This is a genomic window from Rhizobium sp. JAB6, from assembly GCF_003024605.1.
GTDB lineage: Bacteria > Pseudomonadota > Alphaproteobacteria > Rhizobiales > Rhizobiaceae > Rhizobium.
Map to the genome: position 1 here is coordinate 1,267,875 of NZ_PYJQ01000009.1, position 20,428 is coordinate 1,288,302.

Annotated in this window: 17 protein-coding genes; 10 read left to right on the top strand and 7 right to left on the bottom strand. The window is 61.2% G+C overall.

The annotated features are described in order from the left end of the window. Positions 1-97 precede the first annotated feature (97 nt). Positions 98-307, bottom strand: coding sequence for a SlyX family protein (locus C7U61_RS16200; protein ID WP_106999023.1), 210 nt, complete (start codon positions 305-307; stop codon positions 98-100). 236 nt (positions 308-543) lie between these two features. On the opposite strand from C7U61_RS16200, the gene C7U61_RS16205 reads away from it, so the two are divergent. Genes C7U61_RS16205 through C7U61_RS16225 form a run of 5 tightly spaced genes read left to right on the top strand, consistent with a single transcriptional unit; the run spans position 544 to position 5,580 of the window. Continuing rightward, positions 544-1,380, top strand: coding sequence for a metallophosphoesterase (locus tag C7U61_RS16205; RefSeq protein ID WP_106999024.1), 837 nt, complete (start codon positions 544-546; stop codon positions 1,378-1,380). Next, on the top strand, positions 1,377-2,540 hold the full coding sequence (locus C7U61_RS16210) for an ABC transporter ATP-binding protein (protein ID WP_106999025.1): 1,164 nt from the start codon (positions 1,377-1,379) through the stop codon (positions 2,538-2,540). Before C7U61_RS16205 ends, C7U61_RS16210 begins: the two co-directional genes overlap by 4 nt. After that, positions 2,533-3,456 carry a sugar ABC transporter permease gene (locus C7U61_RS16215; protein ID WP_106999026.1) on the top strand — a complete coding sequence of 308 codons (924 nt, stop codon included), beginning with the start codon at positions 2,533-2,535 and terminating at the stop codon, positions 3,454-3,456. Before C7U61_RS16210 ends, C7U61_RS16215 begins: the two co-directional genes overlap by 8 nt. Further along, positions 3,453-4,289 carry a carbohydrate ABC transporter permease gene (locus tag C7U61_RS16220; RefSeq protein ID WP_106999027.1) on the top strand — a complete coding sequence of 279 codons (837 nt, stop codon included), beginning with the start codon at positions 3,453-3,455 and terminating at the stop codon, positions 4,287-4,289. Before C7U61_RS16215 ends, C7U61_RS16220 begins: the two co-directional genes overlap by 4 nt. A gap of 25 nt (positions 4,290-4,314) precedes the next feature. After that, positions 4,315-5,580 carry an ABC transporter substrate-binding protein gene (locus C7U61_RS16225; RefSeq protein WP_106999028.1) on the top strand — a complete coding sequence of 422 codons (1,266 nt, stop codon included), beginning with the start codon at positions 4,315-4,317 and terminating at the stop codon, positions 5,578-5,580. 71 nt (positions 5,581-5,651) lie between these two features. Here C7U61_RS16225 and C7U61_RS16230 read toward each other — a convergent pair whose 3' ends face one another. Together C7U61_RS16230 and C7U61_RS16235 are read right to left on the bottom strand one after the other, a co-directional pair. After that, positions 5,652-6,635 carry a substrate-binding domain-containing protein gene (locus C7U61_RS16230; protein ID WP_106999029.1) on the bottom strand — a complete coding sequence of 328 codons (984 nt, stop codon included), beginning with the start codon at positions 6,633-6,635 and terminating at the stop codon, positions 5,652-5,654. A gap of 315 nt (positions 6,636-6,950) precedes the next feature. Then, positions 6,951-8,531 carry an aldehyde dehydrogenase (NADP(+)) gene (locus C7U61_RS16235; protein WP_106999030.1) on the bottom strand — a complete coding sequence of 527 codons (1,581 nt, stop codon included), beginning with the start codon at positions 8,529-8,531 and terminating at the stop codon, positions 6,951-6,953. A 223-nt stretch (positions 8,532-8,754) separates the two neighbouring features. Between C7U61_RS16235 and C7U61_RS16240 the strand changes: the two genes are divergently transcribed. Further along, positions 8,755-10,269 carry a mechanosensitive ion channel family protein gene (locus tag C7U61_RS16240; RefSeq protein ID WP_106999031.1) on the top strand — a complete coding sequence of 505 codons (1,515 nt, stop codon included), beginning with the start codon at positions 8,755-8,757 and terminating at the stop codon, positions 10,267-10,269. An 88-nt stretch (positions 10,270-10,357) separates the two neighbouring features. Here C7U61_RS16240 and C7U61_RS16245 read toward each other — a convergent pair whose 3' ends face one another. From C7U61_RS16245 to C7U61_RS16255, 3 genes are all read right to left on the bottom strand, one after another. Beyond that, on the bottom strand, positions 10,358-11,887 hold the full coding sequence (locus tag C7U61_RS16245; RefSeq protein WP_106999032.1) for a carboxypeptidase: 1,530 nt from the start codon (positions 11,885-11,887) through the stop codon (positions 10,358-10,360). A gap of 168 nt (positions 11,888-12,055) precedes the next feature. Next, a complete protein-coding gene (locus tag C7U61_RS16250; protein ID WP_245410809.1) occupies positions 12,056-12,655 on the bottom strand; it encodes an isochorismatase family protein in 600 nt (199 codons plus the stop codon). A 233-nt stretch (positions 12,656-12,888) separates the two neighbouring features. Beyond that, positions 12,889-13,368 (bottom strand): MarR family transcriptional regulator, encoded by a 480-nt coding sequence (locus C7U61_RS16255; RefSeq protein ID WP_106999033.1) that lies wholly within the window; start codon positions 13,366-13,368, stop codon positions 12,889-12,891. Here C7U61_RS16255 and C7U61_RS16260 point away from each other — a divergent pair. The 3 genes from C7U61_RS16260 (at position 13,367) to C7U61_RS16270 (ending at position 18,086) form a co-directional block, all read left to right on the top strand. Continuing rightward, entirely contained in the window at positions 13,367-14,308 is a 942-nt protein-coding gene (locus C7U61_RS16260) for a haloalkane dehalogenase (protein WP_280952774.1), read from the top strand. The genes C7U61_RS16255 and C7U61_RS16260 overlap by 2 nt on opposite strands. Positions 14,309-14,453: 145 nt before the next feature. Then, positions 14,454-15,344 (top strand): amino acid ABC transporter substrate-binding protein, encoded by an 891-nt coding sequence (locus C7U61_RS16265; protein ID WP_106999035.1) that lies wholly within the window; start codon positions 14,454-14,456, stop codon positions 15,342-15,344. Positions 15,345-15,524: 180 nt separating this feature from the next. Beyond that, positions 15,525-18,086, top strand: coding sequence for an FAD-dependent oxidoreductase (locus C7U61_RS16270; protein ID WP_106999036.1), 2,562 nt, complete (start codon positions 15,525-15,527; stop codon positions 18,084-18,086). 147 nt (positions 18,087-18,233) lie between these two features. On the opposite strand, the gene C7U61_RS16275 is transcribed toward C7U61_RS16270, so the two are convergent. Further along, on the bottom strand, positions 18,234-19,097 hold the full coding sequence (locus C7U61_RS16275) for an alpha/beta hydrolase (protein ID WP_106999037.1): 864 nt from the start codon (positions 19,095-19,097) through the stop codon (positions 18,234-18,236). Between the two features lie 237 nt (positions 19,098-19,334). On the opposite strand from C7U61_RS16275, the gene C7U61_RS16280 reads away from it, so the two are divergent. Further along, positions 19,335-20,111: a class I SAM-dependent methyltransferase gene (locus C7U61_RS16280; RefSeq protein ID WP_106999038.1), complete on the top strand. Its 777-nt coding sequence runs from the start codon at positions 19,335-19,337 to the stop codon at positions 20,109-20,111. Positions 20,112-20,428 lie beyond the last annotated feature (317 nt).

The window sequence follows — 20,428 nt, forward strand, 5'->3', positions numbered from 1 at the left end:
AAATGCTCCGGTCGTAAGGAAATACGGGAAGACAGACATTTTTGTTACACACGCACGCGTGTAACACCGAAACGTGAACGAGGCTGTCGAATGGATCTCAATAGTGAGGCGGCTTGGTAACGGCAGGTGCTTCGAGCGACTGCTCCTCCAGCGTCAGAAACCGCTCCGTCAGCCGGTCGAGCTTCTGCCTGGTTTGCTCGACCACCTTCCATTGCTCGGCAATCTGGTCGGAAAGCTCCTCAATCGTCTTGGCCTGATAGGCAACCGTTTCCTCAAGTTTGGTGATACGGCTCTGTTCGTCTGACATGTCTAATCCCTTTTACAACGATCTATAGCACCGGTACCGCCGCGTACAGTCCTTCCATTCGGCATGAGGCAAGCGGCAGCGTCGTTTGACGGTGATGTGACAAAACTGAAAAACGGCTGAAAAGACCCGTTACCTAAATGACATGGCGGCCCTCTAAAGAGAGCGCGGAGACGCGCCGGCTTCGAAGGCCATTCCTTCGGCGGGCGTACCCTTTCTGAAGACCGCGGAGAAGCGCCTTGAAGATCATCCAGATCACCGACACGCATTTGAGCCCCAACAAGCCGCATTTCAACGGCAATTGGGAGCCGCTGGCGAAATGGATCGAGGCGAGCGGTGCTGATCTCGTCGTTCATACCGGCGACTTGAGCGTCGATGGCGCCGACAAGGACGAAGATCTGATTTTCTCCATGGATCTGATGCGGCAGGTTTCCGTGCCCATGCTGATCGTGCCCGGCAACCATGATGTCGGCCACCTGCCAGGCTCCTATCAGCCCGTCAATCCCGAGCGGCTGGACCGCTGGCGCCGCCTCGTCGGCCCGGACTATTGGGCGAAGGATATCGGCAATTGGCGCCTGATCGGCCTCAACAGCCTACTGATGGGCTTCGAGGATGTCGAGGAGCAGAAGCAGTTCGACTGGCTGCAGGAGAAGCTCGAAAGCCGTGGCGAGCGCCGCATTGCCCTCTTTGCCCATAAGCCGCTCTTCGTCGATGCGCCCGATGAGGGCGATACCGGCTACTGGAGCGTGCGCCCCGCGCAGCGCCGCAGGCTCTACGATCTGATCGCGGCCCACGACGTCGCCCTTTTCGGCAGCGGCCACCTGCACTGGACCTGGGAAGGTCGCTTCAACGACACCAACCTCGTCTGGGCACCGCCCGGCGCCTTCATCCTAGACAAGATGGAACGTGAAATGCCGGGTGAACGCCTGATCGGCGCAGCGATCCATGAACTTGGCGAAGTCGTATCGACCGAGCTCGTCGCCGTGCCCGGCATGACCGCCTACTTCCTTGACGACGTGGTCATGGAAGTCTATCCGCAGGCAGCACCGAAGGCAAAGAAGGAGCCGGCCGAATGAGCGCGCTCTCGCTTCGCGGCATCGCCAAATCCTTCGGCGGCAACGCCATCCTCAAAGGCGTCGATCTCGATGTCCACCCCGGTGAGTTCATTGCGCTTGTCGGCCCCTCCGGCTGCGGCAAGAGTACGCTGCTGCGCATCCTCGCCGGCCTCGATCACGCCGACAGCGGCGAAATCATCCTTGGCGGCAGCGACGTTTCCGGCGTCGCGGCGGCGGACCGCAACATCGCCATGGTCTTCCAGTCCTATGCGCTCTATCCGCACCTGACGGCCTCGGAAAACATTGCCGTGCCGCTCGCCATGCGCCGCCTGTCGCGTGTTCAGCGCCTGCCCTTCGTCGGCTCACTGATCCCCGGCCAGCGCGCGGCCCGCACCGGCATCATCCGCGACGTCCGCGAAATGGCTGTTTCCCTGAAGATCGATCACCTGCTCGACCGCAAGCCCGGCCAGATGTCCGGCGGCCAGCGCCAGCGTGTGGCGCTCGCCCGCGCCATGGTGCGCCGTCCCGCCGTCTTTCTCATGGACGAGCCGCTTTCCAATCTCGATGCCAATCTGCGCGTCCACGCCCGCGGCGAAATCGTCGATCTGCATCGCCGCGCCGGCGTCCCCACGGTCTACGTCACCCACGATCAGGCCGAGGCGCTGTCCATGGCGGATCGCGTTGCGGTTATGATCGGAGGGCAGTTGCTGCAGCTCGCCTCGCCGCAGACGATCTATGACGACCCGACCCATGTCGAAGTCGCCCGCTTTGTCGGCCAACCGCGCATCAACTTGCTGCCGGCGCTCGCCGAAAACGGCATCGTCGCCTTCGGCGGCATCCGGCTTGCCCTGGAAGACGGCAGTGTCGCCGGCAACAATGTCACGCTCGGCATTCGCCCGGAATTCGTGCACCTCACCCAGAACCGTCAGGATGCGCTCGCCGCCCATATCGAGCGGATGGAGTTCCTCGGCTCCGAAGTCATCCTCTATGCCAAGCTCGACGCCATTGGCGAGACCATGGTCGTAAAGCTCGCTCCGGTCGAAGTTGCCGGTCTTTCCGCCGGCATGCCCGTTGCGCTGTCGCTTGCAGCCGAACAGGCGATGGTCTTCGCCGAGGATGGCCGTCGCCTGCGCGCGAGCCCGACCACCGTCGAAGCGACGCGGGAGAAGGCGCATGGCTAGCATTGCCGCCACGTCCCTGCCGATGCGGGCGGCTGCGGCGCGCGCGCGAAGCGAAGCCCGCACGGCCCTGCTCTTCGCCCTGCCCGCCATCACCCTGATCGTGCTCTTCATCCTGGTGCCGATCGTCGCCGTCGTCGTGCTCGGCTTCACGGATTTCCAGCTCGGCGACAAGAGCCTGCGCTTTGTCGCCTTCGAAAACTATGCGCATCTGCTGCGTGACCGTGCCTTGCAAAAATCGCTTTGGAACACGGCAACCTATACCGCCATCGTCGCCCCCGTCTCGATCTTGCTCGGCCTCGGCGTCGCGCTGCTGATCGAGAGCGAAGGCATCGGCCGCAGCTTCTTCCGCACCGCCTATTTTCTGCCTGTCGCCTCGTTGATCGTCGCGATGGCGACTGTCTGGCAATATCTCTTCCATCCGACGATCGGCCCGATCAACGCTCTGCTCGGCGAGATCGGCCTGCGCGGCCCGAACTGGCTCGGCTCGTCGGCAACGGCACTCTACAGCCTGTCGATCATCGGCGTCTGGCAGTCGGTCGGCTTCAATATGGTGCTGTTTCTCGCTGGCCTCACCGCCATCCCGCGCGAGCTTTATGCCGCTGCCGAAGCCGATGGCGCGAAATCGGCATGGGACCGCTTCTGGCTCGTCACCTGGCCGATGCTCGGACCAACCACGCTCTTCGTCACGACTATCAGCATCATCAATGCGGTGAAGGTGTTCGACACCGTAAAGGCCCTGACCGACGGCGGCCCGAACCATGCCTCGGAAGTCCTGCTCTTCACCATCTACCAGGAAGGCTTCGTCTATCTGCGCGTCGGCTATGCCTCGGCGATGACCACGGTCTTCCTGGCCATCCTCGTGGTGCTGACCTTCCTGCAATATCGCGTCCAAGACCGGCAGGTGCATTACACATGACCTCGATAGGCTTCACTCCCGGCCGCATCCTGCGCCTCTCTCTGCTGATCCTGGGCGCGATCATCTTCCTCGCGCCCTACATCTTCATGATCTCGACCGCCGGCAAGGCCCAGGACGATATCTTCACCTCGGCCCTGAAGCTGATCCCGACGCATTTCTATTACGTCGAGAATATCGCCAAGGCGCTTAGCAAGGTTTCGATGGGTACGCTGCTCTTCAACGGCGTCCTCGTCTGTGGCCTGATCTTCTTCTTCCAGGTGCTGATCGCCATTCCCTGCGCCTATGCCATGGCGAAGCTGAAGTTCCCGGCCGCGCGCAGCATGATGGTGCTGGTCATGCTCGGCCTGCTGGTCCCGATCCATGCGACGGCGCTGCCGCTCTATGTCGGCTTCAACAGCCTCTCACTTCTGAACAGCTATACAGCTCTGGTCGCGCCCTTCTCGATCTCGGTCTTCGCGATCTTCATGTTCCTGCAGTTCTTCCGCGCCATGCCTGATGATCTGATCCATGCCGCCCGTCTCGACGGAATGTCGGAACTCGGTATCGTCGCCCGCGTCATCGTGCCGAATGCCTGGCCGGCCGTCACCGCCTTTGCGATCTTCTCGGTCGTCGCGCACTGGAACGACCTCTACTGGCCGCTGATCGTCATCACCAAGCAGGAATATTTCACGCCGCCGCTGGGACTCATGTATTTCCGCGCCGCCGAAGCCGGCGACGACTACGGCGCACTCATGGCGGCAACCCTGATCATCACCCTTCCCCTCGTCGCGGCATTCCTTCTCGCACAGAAGCGTTTCGTCGAGGGCATCACCATGACCGGTCTCAAAGGCTGACTGGTTCGACAACGGAGAACGAGCGATGAAGCATATCACCCAGATTCTCGCCGCCGCGGCCATTTCGATGGTCGTGACGGTCCCGGCCTATGCCGAAACCACCCTGACGGTTCACTATCCCATGCCTGGCTTCTTCAAGAACGTGATGGACACGATCTCGAAGAAGTTCATGGAAGAAAATCCCGACATCAAAATCCAGTTCGCCGCTCCTTCGGCCACCTACGAGGAAGGCATTCAGACCATCCTTCGTCAGGCCGGCACCAGCGAGATGCCCGATGTCACCTTCATCGGTCTCAACCGCCTGCGCATGATCGACGAGCGTAATGTCGCCGTCGACCTCGGCCCCCTCGTCAAGAAAGAGGGCAACATGGCCGAGCAGGGCTTCTCGGACACGATCCTGAAACTCGCCCAGGTCAAGGGCAAGCAGGTCGGCCTCGCCTTCGCGACATCCAACCCGATCATGTACTACAACGCCGACCTGGTGAAGGCGGCCGGCGGCAACCCGGATAACCCGCCGAAGACCTGGGATGAGGTCATTGCGCTCGCCGGCAAGATCAAGGCGCTCGGCAACGGCGTCGATGGCATGGACTTCCGCTGGCAGGGCGACGACTGGATGTTCTCCGCTCTCCTCTTCGGCGCCGGCGGCAAGATGCTGAGCGACGACGAGACGAAGGTTGCCTTCAACGGTCCAGAGGGACAGAAGGCCGTCGAACTGATCCAGCGCTTCGTCAAGGAAGGCGGGATGCCGGTCTTCACCAAGGCTGCCGGCGAACAGGCCTTCGCAGCCGGCAAGGTTGGCTTCGAATTCCAGACGACCGGCGCGCTCGTCAACACCATCAAGAATGTCGGAACCAAGTTCGACCTGCGTACCGCCAAGCTGCCGCTGATCGACCCGGTCAACGGCCGCCTGCCGACGGGCGGCAATGCCGTCGTCATCCTGACGCATGATCCGGTCAAGGAAGAAGCCGCCTGGAAATTCGCCAAGTTCGCCGCGGGCCCCTATGGCGCCTCCGTCGTCGTTCCCGGCACCGGCTATGTTCCGAACAACGAACTTGCCGCCAAGTCGGCTGAATATCTCGGCGACTTCTACAAGAAGAACCCGCTGTTCCAGGCCGGCCTCAGCCAGATGTCGATCATGGTTTCCTGGTATGCCTTTCCGGGCGCCAACGGCGTCAAGGTCACGCAGACCATCGTCGACAATCTCTCGCGCATCGTTGACGGCTCGGCCACGCCGAAGGAAGCGCTCGACGATGCCGCGTCCGACGTCGAAGGCCTGCTGCCGCGCAGCTGATCTTCCGATCCGCACTGGAGCTATCACGCCGCCTCTCTCGAAGAGGCGGCGTTCTCATGTGCAAAGATACATTAGGACGGAATGGTGAGATCACGCACCGTGCCGCCCGCGCGCATCCGATAGGCTACGCTCAGATGACGCGGCGGCGCGGCGTTCTCTGCCATATCGAGCAGCAGCGAGGCGGCAGCGGCCCCCATGGTTCCGTCCGGAATTTCCACCGTCGTCAGAGATACCTCACCCAGAAAACCAAGGGAAATTCCGTCGAAGCCGGCAACCGAAATATCGCGCGGGATCGAAAGGCCCTGACGCCGGAGCGCGCCCATGACGCCCAGCGCCAAAAGATCGTTGGAAGCGATGATCGCCGTCGGGCCAAATCGCGAAACCGCATCCGAAAGATCGAGTTGTTCCAGGCTGTTTACGAAGGAAATTTCGAGCGCCTCGAGGGGCTGTTGCCCCGCCGCTTCCATGGCCCTGATATACCCGAGATAGCGCAGTTTCGCCCGATCCGATGCCGAGAAGTGACCAGAGATGAACAGGATGCGGCGGTGCCCCCTGCAAAGAAGATGGTCGGTCAGGTCCCGGCCGGCGCCGAAATTGTCGGTCGCAACCGCCGCTGTGAAGCGGCTGGTCGGAAGGTTTCCGAGCAGCACAGTGGGCGGCAGGACAGAGGGCAGGACAAGGCTATGTTCGGGATCGCAGAGTGTGAGGATCAACCCGGTCGGCTGCTGCTGGAGCAGCGAGGCGACGGCATCGACCTCCTGCGCCGGATCGTAGTTCGATTGCGCGATCAGCACGCTATGCCCGGCATGAAGGGCTCGATTCTGGATGCTGGAAAGCGAAGCCGCAAAAACCGGATTGGTGATGCTCGGAATAAGCACGCCGATTGCTGGCCGGCCGCTGCCGGTACGCCCGCCGGCCCGATAGCCAAGCTCCGCCGCCGCCCGGCGCACGCGACGCACCATCTCGTCACTGACCGGACCGGTGCGATTCATGACCCGGCTGGCGGTCGCAACAGAACAGCCGGCACGAAAGGCGACCTGCTGGAGCGTCGACATGATATCAATCACCTCCGGCTTCGGTTTTCAGCCCAGACTGTTAGAGCCCCTAAGAACGGGGATTTATATCAGATCGATGACGGTTATTTGACGCCTGATCGCCGCTCCCGCGACATCGATGCCCTGGATCTTTGCGGCAGCGCGGAGCGGATTTTTGCGTTGTGGTTTGTAAGGCTCGGAAGAGATAAGGGCGGAAAAAAGCCGCTCACCCGAAACGGCTCGTACTTAGCTTCGTTTGGCGGAAAGGTTTAGCCCTCACCCCAGAGGCGGCCCATAGGGCCCTCAAAGGGCGAGGACGGATGAGGCTCTGATCAGTTACTTGCGCACGCCATCCAGCAGATGCGGCAGGGTCTTGACGCCCTCGTCCCGCAATTCCGCCGGCAGCAGTCCTTCAGGGAGATCCTGATAGGAAACCGGACGTAGGAAGCGGCGGATGGCGAGCGTGCCGACCGAGGTGGTGCGGCTGTCCGAGGTTGCGGGGAACGGCCCACCATGCACCATGGCGTGGCAGACTTCGACGCCGGTCGGCCAGCCATTGGCGAGAATGCGCCCAACCTTGCGTTCCAGCACCGGCACCAGCTTGGCGGCCGTCGCATAGTCATCTGCTTCGATCTGCAGCGTCGCGGTCAGTTGGCCCTCGAGCTTTTCCGCAACGGCAATCATCTGGTCGATGTCCTTGCAGCGCACGAGAAGGCTCGCCGCGCCGAAAACCTCATGGCCGAGACGCTCATCCGCCAGGAACTCCTCGACGTCGGTTTCAAAGAAGATGCCAGGGCTCCGGTTGACGCCTTCGGCCGAAGCGCCGTGAGCGACGGTCTTCACTGCCTCATGGTCGGCCAATGCCGCAACGCCCTTGTCGAAGGCGGCGTGAATGCCTGGTGTCAGCATCGGCGCCGGCGCGCGGCCGGTCAAGGCATCGCTGGCGGCCTGAACGAAACGGTCGAGATCGGGGCTTTCGATGGCGAAAAGCAGACCCGGATTGGTGCAGAACTGGCCGGCACCGAGCGTCAGGGAATCGATGAAGCCTGTGCCTATCGCCTCGGCCCGTGCCGCGAGCGCGGCCGGAAACAGGAAAACGGGATTGACGCTGCTCATCTCGGCATAGACCGGGATCGGCTCCGGACGGGCCGCGGCAATGGCGCCAAGCGCCAGGCCGCCGCCGCGCGAGCCGGTGAAGCCGACGGCCTTGATGCGGGGATCGCGCACCAGGGCTGCGCCGGTTTCATTGGCGCCGGTCAGCAGCGAGAACGTGCCCTCCGGCAGGCCGCATTGGGCGACAGCGGCGCGGATGGCGCGGCCGACAAGCTCGCCCGTGCCGGGATGGGCAAGGTGACCCTTGACGACGACTGGGCAACCGGCGGCAAGGGCGGAAGCCGTATCACCGCCGGCAACCGAGAAGGCGAGCGGGAAATTGCTGGCGCCGAAAACGGCGACCGGGCCGAGCGGGATCTGGCGCAGGCGCAGATCCGGCCGCGGCAGCGGCTTGCGCTCCGGCAAGGCCGGATCGACGCGCAGATCGAGCCATTCGCCGGCGCGAACCACCTGCGCGAAGAGCCGCAGCTGACCGACGGTGCGGGCGCGCTCGCCCTGCAGACGTGCCACCGGCAGGCCGGTTTCTTCCGTCGCACGCTCGATCAGCGCATCGCCGATTTCCATGATGTTGTCGGCAATCTTTTCGAGAAATGCCGCGCGCTGCTCGGGGCTCGTAGCACGGTAGACATCGAACGCCTGGGCCGCCAGTTCGCAGGCTTTAGCGACATCGCTCTCGCTTGCGATCGCAAAGGCGGGTTCCAGGTCTGCACCGGTTGCCGGGTTGATGGCACGCACGGTTCTGTTGCCGCCGGTGGAATCTGAGCCGATCAACAGATCGCCGCGAATCTCGAAAGACTGTGTCATGGGTATTCCTTAATGATGTCGGAGCGCCGAGGGTGCGCTGCGAGAGCCGATAGCAGGATGGGATGACAGATATAAGATGATAATCGTCATCTAATTATCAAGGTGCATGTCCCGAGATCAAGGCGTCAGCGTCAATTAATCATACTTTTTCTACATATGGCGCTGTGGCCCCTTTCGTGCCAATTTAGCGCCCATCCGAAAGACCGAGTACGACCAGGTCCCCATGTCCCTTGCGCTTCTTGGCGATCCAATCGTTCAGTTCTTCATTCTGGTTGTCGTCGGCACGTTCGTCAGCCGCGTCATGCTGCGTCGTCAGCGGGCCGGACGCCTGATCGGCCAGGTCGCTTTCTTCGTCTGCCTGACCGTACTTTTGTTCTATCACGGCATCGTCCCATATGAGCCGAGCCCGCCTCAGGAGTCGGTGACGCTGCGCACCTTCACGGGCTTTGCCAAGATCGTCTGGTGGATCAATGGTGCCTGGGTGCTCATCGCCTGCGTGCGGCTGTTCCTGATTTTCGAGCGCAAGCCCCGCGAAGGCCGGCTGCTGCAGGATTTGATCGTCGGCGTCATCTATGTCGGCGCCATTCTTTCCATCGTCGGCGATGTCTTCAGCGTGCCGATCGGTACCTTGATCGCGACATCGGGCGTCTTCGCCATCATTCTCGGTCTCGCCTTGCAGAGCACCCTGAGCGACGTTTTCTCCGGTATCGCTCTCAATCTTGGCCGCCCCTACTCCGTCGGCGACTGGATCGTCCTCGAAAATGATGTCCAGGGCCGCGTCGTCGAAACCAATTGGCGCGCCACGCAATTGCTGAGCGGTACGAACGATCTGGTCGTCATTCCGAACAGCATCCTTGCCAAGACGCGGCTGACCAATCTTTCCGCGCCAGACGAGAGCCATGGCGCGAGCGTCACCGTACGGATCCAACCCACCGCGCTCCCGCGCATCATCGCCGATGTGATGCAAAATGTCTTGCTCAGCTGCAATTCGATCCAGAAGAACCCGGAACCCAGCGTCGCCATCAATTCCATCGATGGCCAGGCGATCGAACTGCAGCTGTCCTTTCGCGTCCGCGATATGTCGCTGACACAAGCCGCAAAGAACGAGATCTATGACCTGCTAGTTCGTCACGTCAAGGCGGCAAACCTGAAATTCGCCGATCCGCCCGGCACGGTCGTGCTTCCGACGCAGCAAAAGCCTGGGGCGGCCGACGAGAAGCAACATGCGCCCGGAACGCCATGGCGGCTTGTCAGCAACATCCCGCTGTTCTCTTCGCTGACCGAGGATGAAAAGGAACATCTGGCATCGCACATGCAGCGCCGGACCTACCGCAAGGATGCCGTCATCGCCGAACAGGATGCCCGCATGCGGGCGCTCACGATCATCCGCTCGGGCGTCGTCAGCATCACCCGGCGCGAAGGGCATCGTCAGATTGAGCTGACACGGCTCGCGCCAGGGGATTATTTCGGTGAAAACGGGCTGCTGATGGGATCGGGCGAAGTCGGTACGGTTCGCGCCCTGACCTTCGTCGTCACCTACGAAATTGGTGAGGAATGTCTGGCGCCGCTGCTGCACGACCGGCCGACCCTTGCCGAAGAGCTCGGCGCCATGCTGGCAAAACGCATGGAGGCGGAGCAGCATCTCTTCGCCAATGCCGATATGCTCGGCCATGGCGCTCACGTGAGCTCGCTAAGCTCGCGCATCAAGCATCTCTTTCAGCTGCAACAGCACGATTAGGGCCTTCCCGCTTTTCTTCGAATGGCGAAAAGTGCTCATGCTTTCACCGCTGGGGGGCGCGAAATGCGCTGTGCCGAGGCCGGCTCCATCAGTTCGATCGCGCTGCCGGCGCTGGCTGGATCTGCCCGGCATAGAACGCCTTGGCATCGCTCGTGAACTGCTCCCGCGACGCCGGCCGTGTGTAGAACATATGGCCGCCGCGATAGAGCTTCATCGCCACGCGATCAGCAAAGGCCGATGGCATGTGATCGAGCACATATTTGTTCACGCCGAAGGGGATGACGAGATCGCTATAGCCTTGCCCGATCATCACGCGGAACGATGGCGAGAGCGACAGCAGCTCCTTGAGATCATCGCCGATACCGGCGGTTCCCCGCGAGCCGCCATTGTGCCCACCCCATTTCCACTCTCTGTTCACGGATGTAGACAAAAGCGTATAGGTCATGTCGGTATGGAAACCCAGCTCGTCACGGGCATAGCCTGAAAAGGCACCGCCATAGGCGCGGACGAAGCCATCAAGAATGGGATCGCCGCCATGCTCGGCCTCCGACTGCGGATAGGGATCCGGCGCGAGGAACGAGGCGTCATAGGCGCTCGCCACATCCGCGCCATCGCCATCGGAATGCTTGCGGTAGACCCCGCCCAGAAAACCTTGGTTCTTGACGACAACATCCCGCGGAATGCCGGTCAGCTTCGCTACCCGTCCATAGAAAGCCTGGGCGGCATCTCCGGATGGCGGCCGTCTGGCAAGTGTTGGCAGATATTCGTTGAAGGCGAAGGCCTCGGCATCCTGCACCGCTTTCTCGCTGAAGGCGTTTTGACGCTCCAGCTCGGCCGCCGCCAGCGACGGCAGTTGCAGGGTTGCGCCAAGCGCATCCTCACCGCCCCCAAAGACGAACCGACCCTCCAGCAGCGGCGACAGCATGACGATGCCGGAAATCAGAATGCCCTGATCCTCCCGCAGGCTGTTGGCAATCTTGACCGAACGAAATCCGCCATAGCTTTCTCCGAGAATGTACTTCGGAGACGCCGCCCGGCTGTTACGGGAGACGTAAAGGGCGATCGCCTTGGCGAGGCTTTCGGCATCGCTGTCGACGCTATAGAAATCATTCTGATCATCGGGCTTGGCAGCGCGGCTCCACCCGGTACCGATCGGATCGATCAGCACGAGATCGGTAAATTCGAGCCAGCTTTGCGGATTGTCGACCAGCTTGGCATTTGCGCCGTCGCGGCCGTCCGCGCCGAAAACGACGATGCGCGGACCGACGAGCCCAAGGTTGAGGAAGGCCGAAGCTGCGCCCGGCCCGCCATTGAACACGAAGGTCACGGGCCGGCTCGCATCCCGGTTCTTGGCGACATAGGCGGTGTAGAAGATCGCGGCGCGGCGCTGGCCATCCTGGCCGAAAAGATCGAGCGTGCCAGCCGTCGCCGTGTAGGGAATGGCCTTGCCATCCGCGTTCAGCACATGGTCGCTCATCGCATCGGGCGGCAGGAGCGAGAGCACGCCGCCCGCACCGGCGGGCGTGCTGCGACCCTGCTCGGGCGGAGCGGCGGATGCCGTTGCCGAAATCAGCGAAAGGGCCAGCGCCAGGCCGGGAACCATCTGGCGAAAAGACATGGAATCGCATCCTCCAAAAGGATCGTCGCATAGCTGTCATTGCGGGCGATACTATGTCACGCGCGGCAAGCGCCGAAACTCAAGAGATGTTGATCGATGGATTATCGGCCACGGCACTTCTGGAGAATGGCGTGCTTTGGGAGGGACTGACCGGCGGGCTGCAGCAAATCAGAATTTGATCCTGTCGATGCTGGTGAGCGTCGTTCTCTGCGAGACGCCGGGCGCATTGACCATGTGCCAGGCCACATATTGCTCGCCATAGAGCTCTGTCGATGACATACCGTCGACGGGCAGCACGATGTTCATGCCGTTGAGCGCCGCATCCGTCGCCGTATCGAGCACGGCGCCCTCCGAGGCCGTACCCGTGACAATGATGGTCTTGATGCCCTTGTCTGAGAGAATGCTGCGCAGATTGGTGCCGATGAATTTGTCCGGCCCCGATTTTACGATCGGCTCGCTCGCCAGAGGCGCCAGCGCCGTTGCGATATCCTGCGGCTCGCCGACACCGGCCAAACTAAAGACGACAAGCATCTCCTTGGCCCGCGCCTCATCGAGCAGAGTTTTCACCTTGGGAACAGACGCCAGGCAACGAGGCTTGGTCTTCACGTTGCAGGGTCCCTTGGTCGGGTCCTGCGCGCCGTTGAAATCGAGGACCAGCAGTGCCGTCGTGTTCGGATCGACGGTAACGCTCCTCAGCGCCGGCGGCGCCGGCGGCTTCACCTTCTGCCAATCATCGATGATGGTCTGCGCTGCTGCCGGCGAGGACACCGAGAGGCTTAAGGTCCCACAAAGAACAGAAAAACCGAAGCCGAAAGCAAGACTCGCTTTCCGTATCCCACCCCTTGTCTTCTTGATCAAGTTCCTCTCCTGCATCGGCATCCCCTTCGGCTGACGGTCGTGCACGAGGAATAGGCCATAAACCGCGACGGGGTAACGAAACTCTTCGTGATAGCATTCCGAAGCGCGGGGTTCCCATACCTGAGACTGATCAACCCGAACCCCTATGTCGCCGCTTCATCCATCGGCCCTGCGGATTCCCCGCCATCCCGGAGTTTGCCGAGCACCTCCTGCAAAGCCTGCTTCAACGCATCGATTTCCTCGGAACCGGCAATATCGGACCAGCGCTGATCCACAAGGCGGCCGGTTGCCGCGGCTATCGGCCTGACGCCCTTGCCCCGCTCGGTCAGAAACACAAGCCTTGCGCGTCGATCGTTGGGGTCCGGCCGGCGCTCGACATAACCCAGGCGCTCCAGCTCCTCCACCGCCTGCGTCATTGTTTGCTTGCGGACATGGGCAAGCCGGGTGAGCTCGCTCACCTGAATTCCTTCCGGACGCATGAAAGTGAAGATATTGGCATGCGGTGGCCGGATATCACCATAACCGGCTTCTTCCAGCGCGGCTTCGACATCCTGTGTCCAATGTTGATGCACGAGCCGCAGCAGCAGGCCCAGGGACGGACGGGCGGGAACACAATCTTCCATGGATATAGACAGGCACCTGACTATTCTGATAAATAGACAGGTACCTTACCATTTTATTTCACGAGAGGATACCCGCATGCCCTCGCTCGATGTACTGGACTCGATGATTTTCTACGAGGATGCCGGAAGCGGAACACCCTTCGTCTTCCTGCATGGCAATCCGACCTCATCCCACCTATGGCGGCATATCACCCCGGCCATTGCCGTGGCCGCCCGCCGCTTGGCTCCCGATCTCATTGGCATGGGCCGGTCCGGCAAACCTGATGTCGCCTATTCATTTGACGACCACGCACGTTATCTTGAGGCCTGGTTCGACTGGCTCGGGCTCGATGATGTCGTATTGATCGGCCATGACTGGGGCGGCGCGCTGGCCTTCGACTGGGCCGCCCGCTATCCAGAACGCGTGCGCGGCATCGCCTTCATGGAAACGATCATCCGGCCTTTGACCTGGAACGACATGCCGAATGCACGTGCTCGCTACGAGCTGCTGCGCTCGCCGGGCACGGGCGAGGCGAAGGTACTGGACGAGAATTTCTTCATCGAACAGGCATTGAAAGCCACGGTCCTGAACGGATTGAGCGCCGAGGATCATGCCGTCTATCGTGCCCCCTACCTGACGCGCGAAAGCCGCCGGCCGCTGCTTGCCTGGCCGCGCGCCATGCCGATCGAGGGCGAACCGGCCGATGTCGTCGCGCGTATCGAAGCCTATGACGCCTGGCTTGCCCGCAGCGAAGGCATCCCAAAACTGCTGCTGACCTTCGATGGTCCGGCGGAGACGCTGCTGGTCGGCGAAACGATGATAGGCTGGTGCCGCGACAATATAGCCGGATTGGAGATCGAAAATTGCGGGCCGGCAAGACACATCGCGCCGGAAGACCAGCCGGAAGCGATTGCAGCCGCCATCTCCAGCTGGGCTGCGCGTCACAATCTGTCTTGCTGAAAAGCGATCTTCGCGACAAGAAAGACCGCCACCCCTGCTCGATGGCAGACAATCAAGGACAATCCATCGTTGACAAAAACCTGTCAGACCATAATCTGCGCCTAAGCCTTTGCGATTGCCCAATTTTCTTTTGGAGATCAGGATCATGCCGGCACATTGCATGAGACGACTGGTTCTGGCAGGCATCATCCTCGGCATAACTGCCTATACGGCCGCCGCCGCGCAGACGCTGGATTTCATCGCTCAGAAAGGTACGATCCGGATCGGCTATATCAGCGATGAAGCACCCTTCTCCTTCAAGAAGAAGGATGGCAACCCGACAGGATATGCCATCGACCTCTGCGGCAAGATCGCCGACGCCGTCGGGCGCGAGGTCACCGGTCTCAAGCGCGACTATGTCGAAATCACGCTTGCCGATGGCTTCGATGCGGTCAAAAGCGGCCGGATCGACCTTCTCTGCGGCGCCCTCACCATCAGTCTCGGCCGCCGCCAAAGCGTCGATTTCTCGCAGCCGATCTTCATCACCGGCGCCAGCGCCCTGCTGCGCAAGGATTCGCCCGACTATCTGATGGCTTTGTTCCTCGGCAAGCGGCTGGCGCAGGTCTCTGCCAAGCCAGCGCCCGCAACGAGCACGATCGGCGTTCGCGCCGATACGACGACGGGCGCGACGCTGCGCGAAGCGCTGGGCTCCGACGTGCCGAAGATGCGGATCGCCGAGTTCGCGACGCATCAGGACGGCTTAGCCGCGCTCGAAAATCGGAAGATCGACGCCTATTTCGCCGATCGCGCCCTGCTCTTCGACCTCGCTTCGCATGCTCATAATCCTTCCACGCTCGCTGTCGGCAACCGCCTCTTCACGCACGAGCCCTATGGGATCGCCCTCCGGCAGGATGACTCCGCCTTTCGCCTGCTCGTCGATCAGACGCTGACCGAGACCTACCAGTCGGATGATTTCGCCAGGCTGCTGACCACCTATTTCGGCCAGGAAGGCCCAATCTTGCGCCACGAGATCATGATGCAGTCGATCCCGCAATAAAGGACCGAAGCGATGCCGTCGCCTTTGCGACGTGCAATCAGCGGATATCGGGCCCAGCATCTCGATGAGAAACGGCCTTACGGTCGTCGTGCAAGCATCTTCAATATGTCGTAGACAGGCTCTGGTCGCCGCCGCACACATCATAAAATCCATTTCCAATATCAATCAGGGTCGCACGCAATGGCAGTATTTCCTCAAAAGGCGAAGGTCGTCATCATTGGGCTTGGCGGTATCGTCGGCGCATCGATCGCCCACCATCTGATCGAGCGCGGCTGGGACGATATTGTCGGCATCGACAAATCAGGCATCCCGACGGATATCGGCTCGACAGCCCATGCCTCCGACTTCTGCTACACGACCAGCCACGATTTCCTCTCCTGTTGGACGACCCTCTACTCCATCGATTTCTACGATAAGCTCGGCCACTACGCCCGCGTCGGCGGCCTCGAAGTCGCCCGCGTCGGCGATGACGACCGCATGGCTGAAATCAGGCGCAAGGTCACCTCGGGCAAGGCTTTCGGCACGCGCGCCCGTCTGATCGAACCTGCCGAGATCAAGGAGAAATTCCCGCTGATCGAGGAAAGCATGGTTCAGGGCGGCATGTGGGACCCGGATGCCGGTCTCGTCATTCCCCGCTCGCAGACCGTTGCCGGCAAACTGATCGACCAGGGCGAAAAGAGCGGCAAGCTGCGGTCCTTCGCCAATACGCCGGCCCAGTCGCTGATCGTCAAGGACGGCCGCATCTCCGGCGTCGTCACCCATCGCGGCACGATCGAGGCCGAATATGTCATCGTCTGCGCCGGCCTCTGGGGCCGCCTGATCGCCGAAATGGTCGGCGAGGACCTGCCGGTCATGCCGGTCGACCATCCGCTGACCTTCTTCGGCCCCTATAATGAGTTTGCCGATACCGGCAAGGAAATCGGCTTCCCGCTGATGCGCGATCAGGGCAATTCCGCCTATATGCGCGACACCGGCGACCCGAAGACGGCCGAAGGCGGCCAGATCGAATGGGGTTACTACGAAGAGAAGAACCCGCGCCTCTGCCATCCCCGCGATCTCCTCGAAAAGCACGAGGCCCGCCTCTCGCCGTCGCAGCGCGATCTCGACATGGAGCAGATCATCGAGCCGCTCGAACGCGCCATGGAACTGACGCCGATCCTCGGCGAACTCGGTTACAACGAAGGCCATTCGTTCAACGGCCTCCTGCAGGTCACCACCGATGGCGGTCCCTCCGTCGGCGAAAGTCAGAAGGTTCGCGGTCTCTGGTATTGCGTCGCCATCTGGGTCAAGGACGGCCCCGGCTTCGGCAAGCTCGTTGCCGACTGGATGACCGACGGCCGTACGCCGGTCGATCACAACAGGATCGATTACTCCCGCTTCTACCCGCATATGCTGGAAGAGAAGTTCATCGAAGGCCGCTGCACCGAAGCTGCGCAGAAGATCTACAATCCCGCTGTCCACCCGCGCGAACCCTACGCGACCGGCCGCAATGTCCGCCGCTCGCCCTTCTATGAGCGGGAAAAAGAGCTCGGCGGCTATTTCATGGAGCTTGGCGGCTGGGAGCGCGCCCACGGCTATACCGCGAACGAGCATCTGCTGGAAAAATACGGCGATCGCATCCCCGTGCGCGAAAACGAATGGGATAACCGCCACTTCTGGCGCGTTTCCAATGCCGAGCATCTGGCGCTGAGCGAGGATTGCGGCATCATCAACCTCTCGCATTTCGCCATGTACGATATCGAAGGCCCCGATCATGTCGAGCTGCTGGAATGGCTCTGCGCGGCTAAGATCGGCGGCGACGCCAATATCGGCAAGGGCATCTATACGCACTTCCTCGACGACAAGGGCATGGTGCGGGCCGATTTCACCGTCATCCGCATGGCCGACCGCTGCCGCCTGATCGACGGCGCCGATGCCGGCCCGCGCGATTTCCACTACATGCGCCGTGTTGCCCAGGATAAGGGCTTCGACGTCACCATCACCGACGTTACCGAACGCTATGTCACGATCGGTATCTGGGGACCGAATGCCCGCGCCAACCTGCAGAAGGTGGTCGAAAGCCCGGAAAATCTCTCCCACGAAAACTTCCCCTTCGCCGCGATCAAGCAGATCCGCATCGCCGGCAAGAACGTCACGGCATTCCGCATTTCCTATGTCGGCGAACAGGGCTGGGAACTGCATATGGCCTATGGTGATGCGCTGCCGGTCTGGGATGCGCTGCGCTCGACCGGCGCGATCGCCGTCGGCGTCGAGACCTATGCCAACAGCCGCCGCATGGAAAAGAGCCTGCGCCTGCAGAATGCCGACCTGCTGACGGAATATAATCTGCTTGAAGCCGATCTCGCTCGCCCGAAGGTCAAGGACGCCGATTTCCGCGGCAAGGCCAAGCATCTGGAATATCGCGCCCGCGAGCATCAGCCAGCCATGCTCTGCACGCTCGTGATGACCGACAATATCGACTCCAGCGGCGTTGCACGCTACCCGGTCGGCATCCTGCCGGTCCTAGATCCCGAAACCGGCGAAACCCTCGTCGACGAGCTCGGCCGCCGCTCCTTCACCACTTCGATCGCCTACGGCCCGACCATCGGCAAGAATATCGCACTCGCCTACCTCCCCTGGTCCTATGCCCAGGAAGGCCGCAAGCTGAAGGTCGAATATTTCGGCGAGACCTATCCCGTCGAAGTGGCGGGCGTCGGCTACAAGCCGCTCTATGACGCGGAGAACCTGAAGCCGAGAAGCTGATCTCTTACGAACCGGAAAGCGAGATCATGCCTGGCTTTCCGGTCGCTCTCAGCATTCCCAGGAAAAGCGCGTAGCGTTTTCCGTCCGGAATGCGTCAACACCAATAAGACAGAGCTTTTTCGCGATTCGAAGAAAAGCGGAAAAGCTCTAGGCTGTGTGATCGATGATGGCCTGCGCGATCTCGTCAATGTCGCGCGCGTGGATTTCGTGCCCTCCACCTTCGATCCGGTGCAGCCGCGCATTTCGCACGACCCTGGCGAAGGCCTCTCCGTGCCCTATGGGAAGCAGCGGATCGGCTGTGCCGTGGATCGCAAGGACCGGCAGCTTGATATCGGAGGCCTGCAGCCTCGCAGGCCTTTCCTCGCTCACGAGCGAGAAATGGTTCGTAGCACTGGCAAACGACGGCGCCCGCGCCATGTCGCGGGCAATCAAGGCCCTTGCAGCGTCGGGATCGTGCGGATGCCTGGTGCCGGCAAGCATAGCCGTCTCGCGGCACAGGAAATCGGCGATGGCTTCGAGATTCGACCAGTCGATTGCTTCGGCCGACCTGGAATGTTCCTGATAGGTCTTTGTCGAGGAAGGCAAGCCCTCGACGCCGAGCGGTGATGTGCTGATCAGCGTGAGCGTCCGCACACGCCGGGAATGGCGCAATGCCACTTCCTGGGCAACGGCGCCGCCCATCGACATGCCCGCCACATGTGCCGTTTCCAATCCGTAGCCGTCGAGAAGGGCGACGGCATCGTCGGCAAGATCGTTAAACGAATAGTGCGGCTTGCCCAGCGGATAGTGTGTCGAGAGGCCGGTATCGCGCTGGTCGTATCGGACCACATAGCGCTGGCGGGCGGCAAGCGCCTCGCAGAACCTGTCCGGCCACCAGAGCATCGAAGCCATCATTCCCATGATCAATATGATGGGCGGGCTGGAGGGATCACCGAAAGCCTGGGTCTGCAGTCTCGCTCCCTTGACCTCGAATGACGTCTCGGTGGCGGCAAATGATCTCGTTTCTTTCATGACAAATCCATCCGATTGCAAAACGCAACTAGAATTCATATTGCATAACTGATCTCATTATGCAATCAGTTTATGGGGAAACTGCCGCAAGTGGTATCGACTCCGTCAGAGCAATTTCAGATAAACGCCCAGCGGTTTTCCATCCGGAATTGCGTGGGAACAATCCGTGGGAGCTGTTCGCAGGTCTCGCGTGAACCGTGCGCGATGGCGATTAAGACGAGATGAGGGAGGCTTGCAGTGCTGCAATGTGCTGATTTTTACGACGCTGAACTATCACGGCATAACCGGCATTTGCGAGCGGCCGCTAACGTCGGTATGCACGAGCGGATACTCGATATCGGATGCGGTGCCGGCCAAACCACCCGCGAGGCGGCCTTAATTGCAACAGAAGGCAGCGCAGTCGGCGTGGATACCTCGGCCGAGATGCTTGAGGTTGCGCGCCAACGCAGCGCTGAAGCGGGATTACGCAACGTCCGCTTCGAGTTGGGCGATGCGCAAAGTCACAACTTTCCGGCTGCCGGCTTCGATCTCTGCATCAGCCGGTTCGGCACCATGTTCTTTGCCGATCCGCCGGCTGCATTTGCCAATATCGCCCATGCAATCCGCCCGGGGGGACGCATTGCCTGGATGGTATGGCAAAGCCAGGAGTGCAACGAATGGTCAGGTGCCATCAGGCAGGCGCTGGCTCCAGGAAGCACAATCTCTGAAAAGGCCGGCAAGGCGTTTTCGCTCGGCGATCCCCTCATAGCCACGAAGCTATTGAGCTCCGCCGGCTTCACCTCGATCGACTTCATCGATGTGCACGAACCGGTCTTCTATGGACCTGACGTTGATTCCGCCGTCGATGCGCTGAGCCACCTGTATATGGTAAGGGACGCGCTCTCGCACACGGACGGGACAGCCGACCAGCCACTGCAGCGTCTCCATGATCTGCTGAAAGCGCATATGACCTCCGAAGGTGTGCTCTTCGATTCCCGCGCATGGATCATTACCGCTGTTCGGTCAGCTGGCTAAATAGCCCTCACCTCTCCGGCCGAATGCGGCGGGCCGAGAATCCATGATCGGCCTCATCGTGCCTATCGGGGAAAGTGGCACAGCGCGGGGGATAGATTGGTTTTTGTCGGCATGCTTTTCGGCGTTTATAGTTTTGAAGAGACGTGTGAAGCGTGTGGCGGAGCTTTGCTCGAAGGCGGCTGACGCTTCAGGTTCTGATGCTTGCGCTTTATGGACTTGGTGCTGTTGGTGATTGGAAGTTTGGTTGCGGGGGCAGGATTTGAACCTGCGGCCTTCAGGTTATGAGCCTGACGAGCTACCGGGCTGCTCCACCCCGC

What these genes read in the sequence shown, in the direction of transcription:
- C7U61_RS16225 (WP_106999028.1), top strand. Translation starts at nt 4,315, where the DNA reads ATGAAGCATATCACCCAGATTCTCGCCGCCGCGGCCATTTCGATGGTC.
- C7U61_RS16220 (WP_106999027.1), top strand. Translation starts at nt 3,453, where the DNA reads ATGACCTCGATAGGCTTCACTCCCGGCCGCATCCTGCGCCTCTCTCTG.
- C7U61_RS16245 (WP_106999032.1), bottom strand. Translation starts at nt 11,887, where the DNA reads ATGTCTTTTCGCCAGATGGTTCCCGGCCTGGCGCTGGCCCTTTCGCTG.
- C7U61_RS16265 (WP_106999035.1), top strand. Translation starts at nt 14,454, where the DNA reads ATGCCGGCACATTGCATGAGACGACTGGTTCTGGCAGGCATCATCCTC.
- C7U61_RS16230 (WP_106999029.1), bottom strand. Translation starts at nt 6,635, where the DNA reads ATGTCGACGCTCCAGCAGGTCGCCTTTCGTGCCGGCTGTTCTGTTGCG.
- C7U61_RS16200 (WP_106999023.1), bottom strand. Translation starts at nt 307, where the DNA reads ATGTCAGACGAACAGAGCCGTATCACCAAACTTGAGGAAACGGTTGCC.
- C7U61_RS16210 (WP_106999025.1), top strand. Translation starts at nt 1,377, where the DNA reads ATGAGCGCGCTCTCGCTTCGCGGCATCGCCAAATCCTTCGGCGGCAAC.
- C7U61_RS16255 (WP_106999033.1), bottom strand. Translation starts at nt 13,368, where the DNA reads ATGGAAGATTGTGTTCCCGCCCGTCCGTCCCTGGGCCTGCTGCTGCGG.
- C7U61_RS16270 (WP_106999036.1), top strand. Translation starts at nt 15,525, where the DNA reads ATGGCAGTATTTCCTCAAAAGGCGAAGGTCGTCATCATTGGGCTTGGC.
- C7U61_RS16235 (WP_106999030.1), bottom strand. Translation starts at nt 8,531, where the DNA reads ATGACACAGTCTTTCGAGATTCGCGGCGATCTGTTGATCGGCTCAGAT.
- C7U61_RS16215 (WP_106999026.1), top strand. Translation starts at nt 2,533, where the DNA reads ATGGCTAGCATTGCCGCCACGTCCCTGCCGATGCGGGCGGCTGCGGCG.
- C7U61_RS16240 (WP_106999031.1), top strand. Translation starts at nt 8,755, where the DNA reads ATGTCCCTTGCGCTTCTTGGCGATCCAATCGTTCAGTTCTTCATTCTG.
- C7U61_RS16260 (WP_280952774.1), top strand. Translation starts at nt 13,367, where the DNA reads ATGGATATAGACAGGCACCTGACTATTCTGATAAATAGACAGGTACCT.
- C7U61_RS16275 (WP_106999037.1), bottom strand. Translation starts at nt 19,097, where the DNA reads ATGAAAGAAACGAGATCATTTGCCGCCACCGAGACGTCATTCGAGGTC.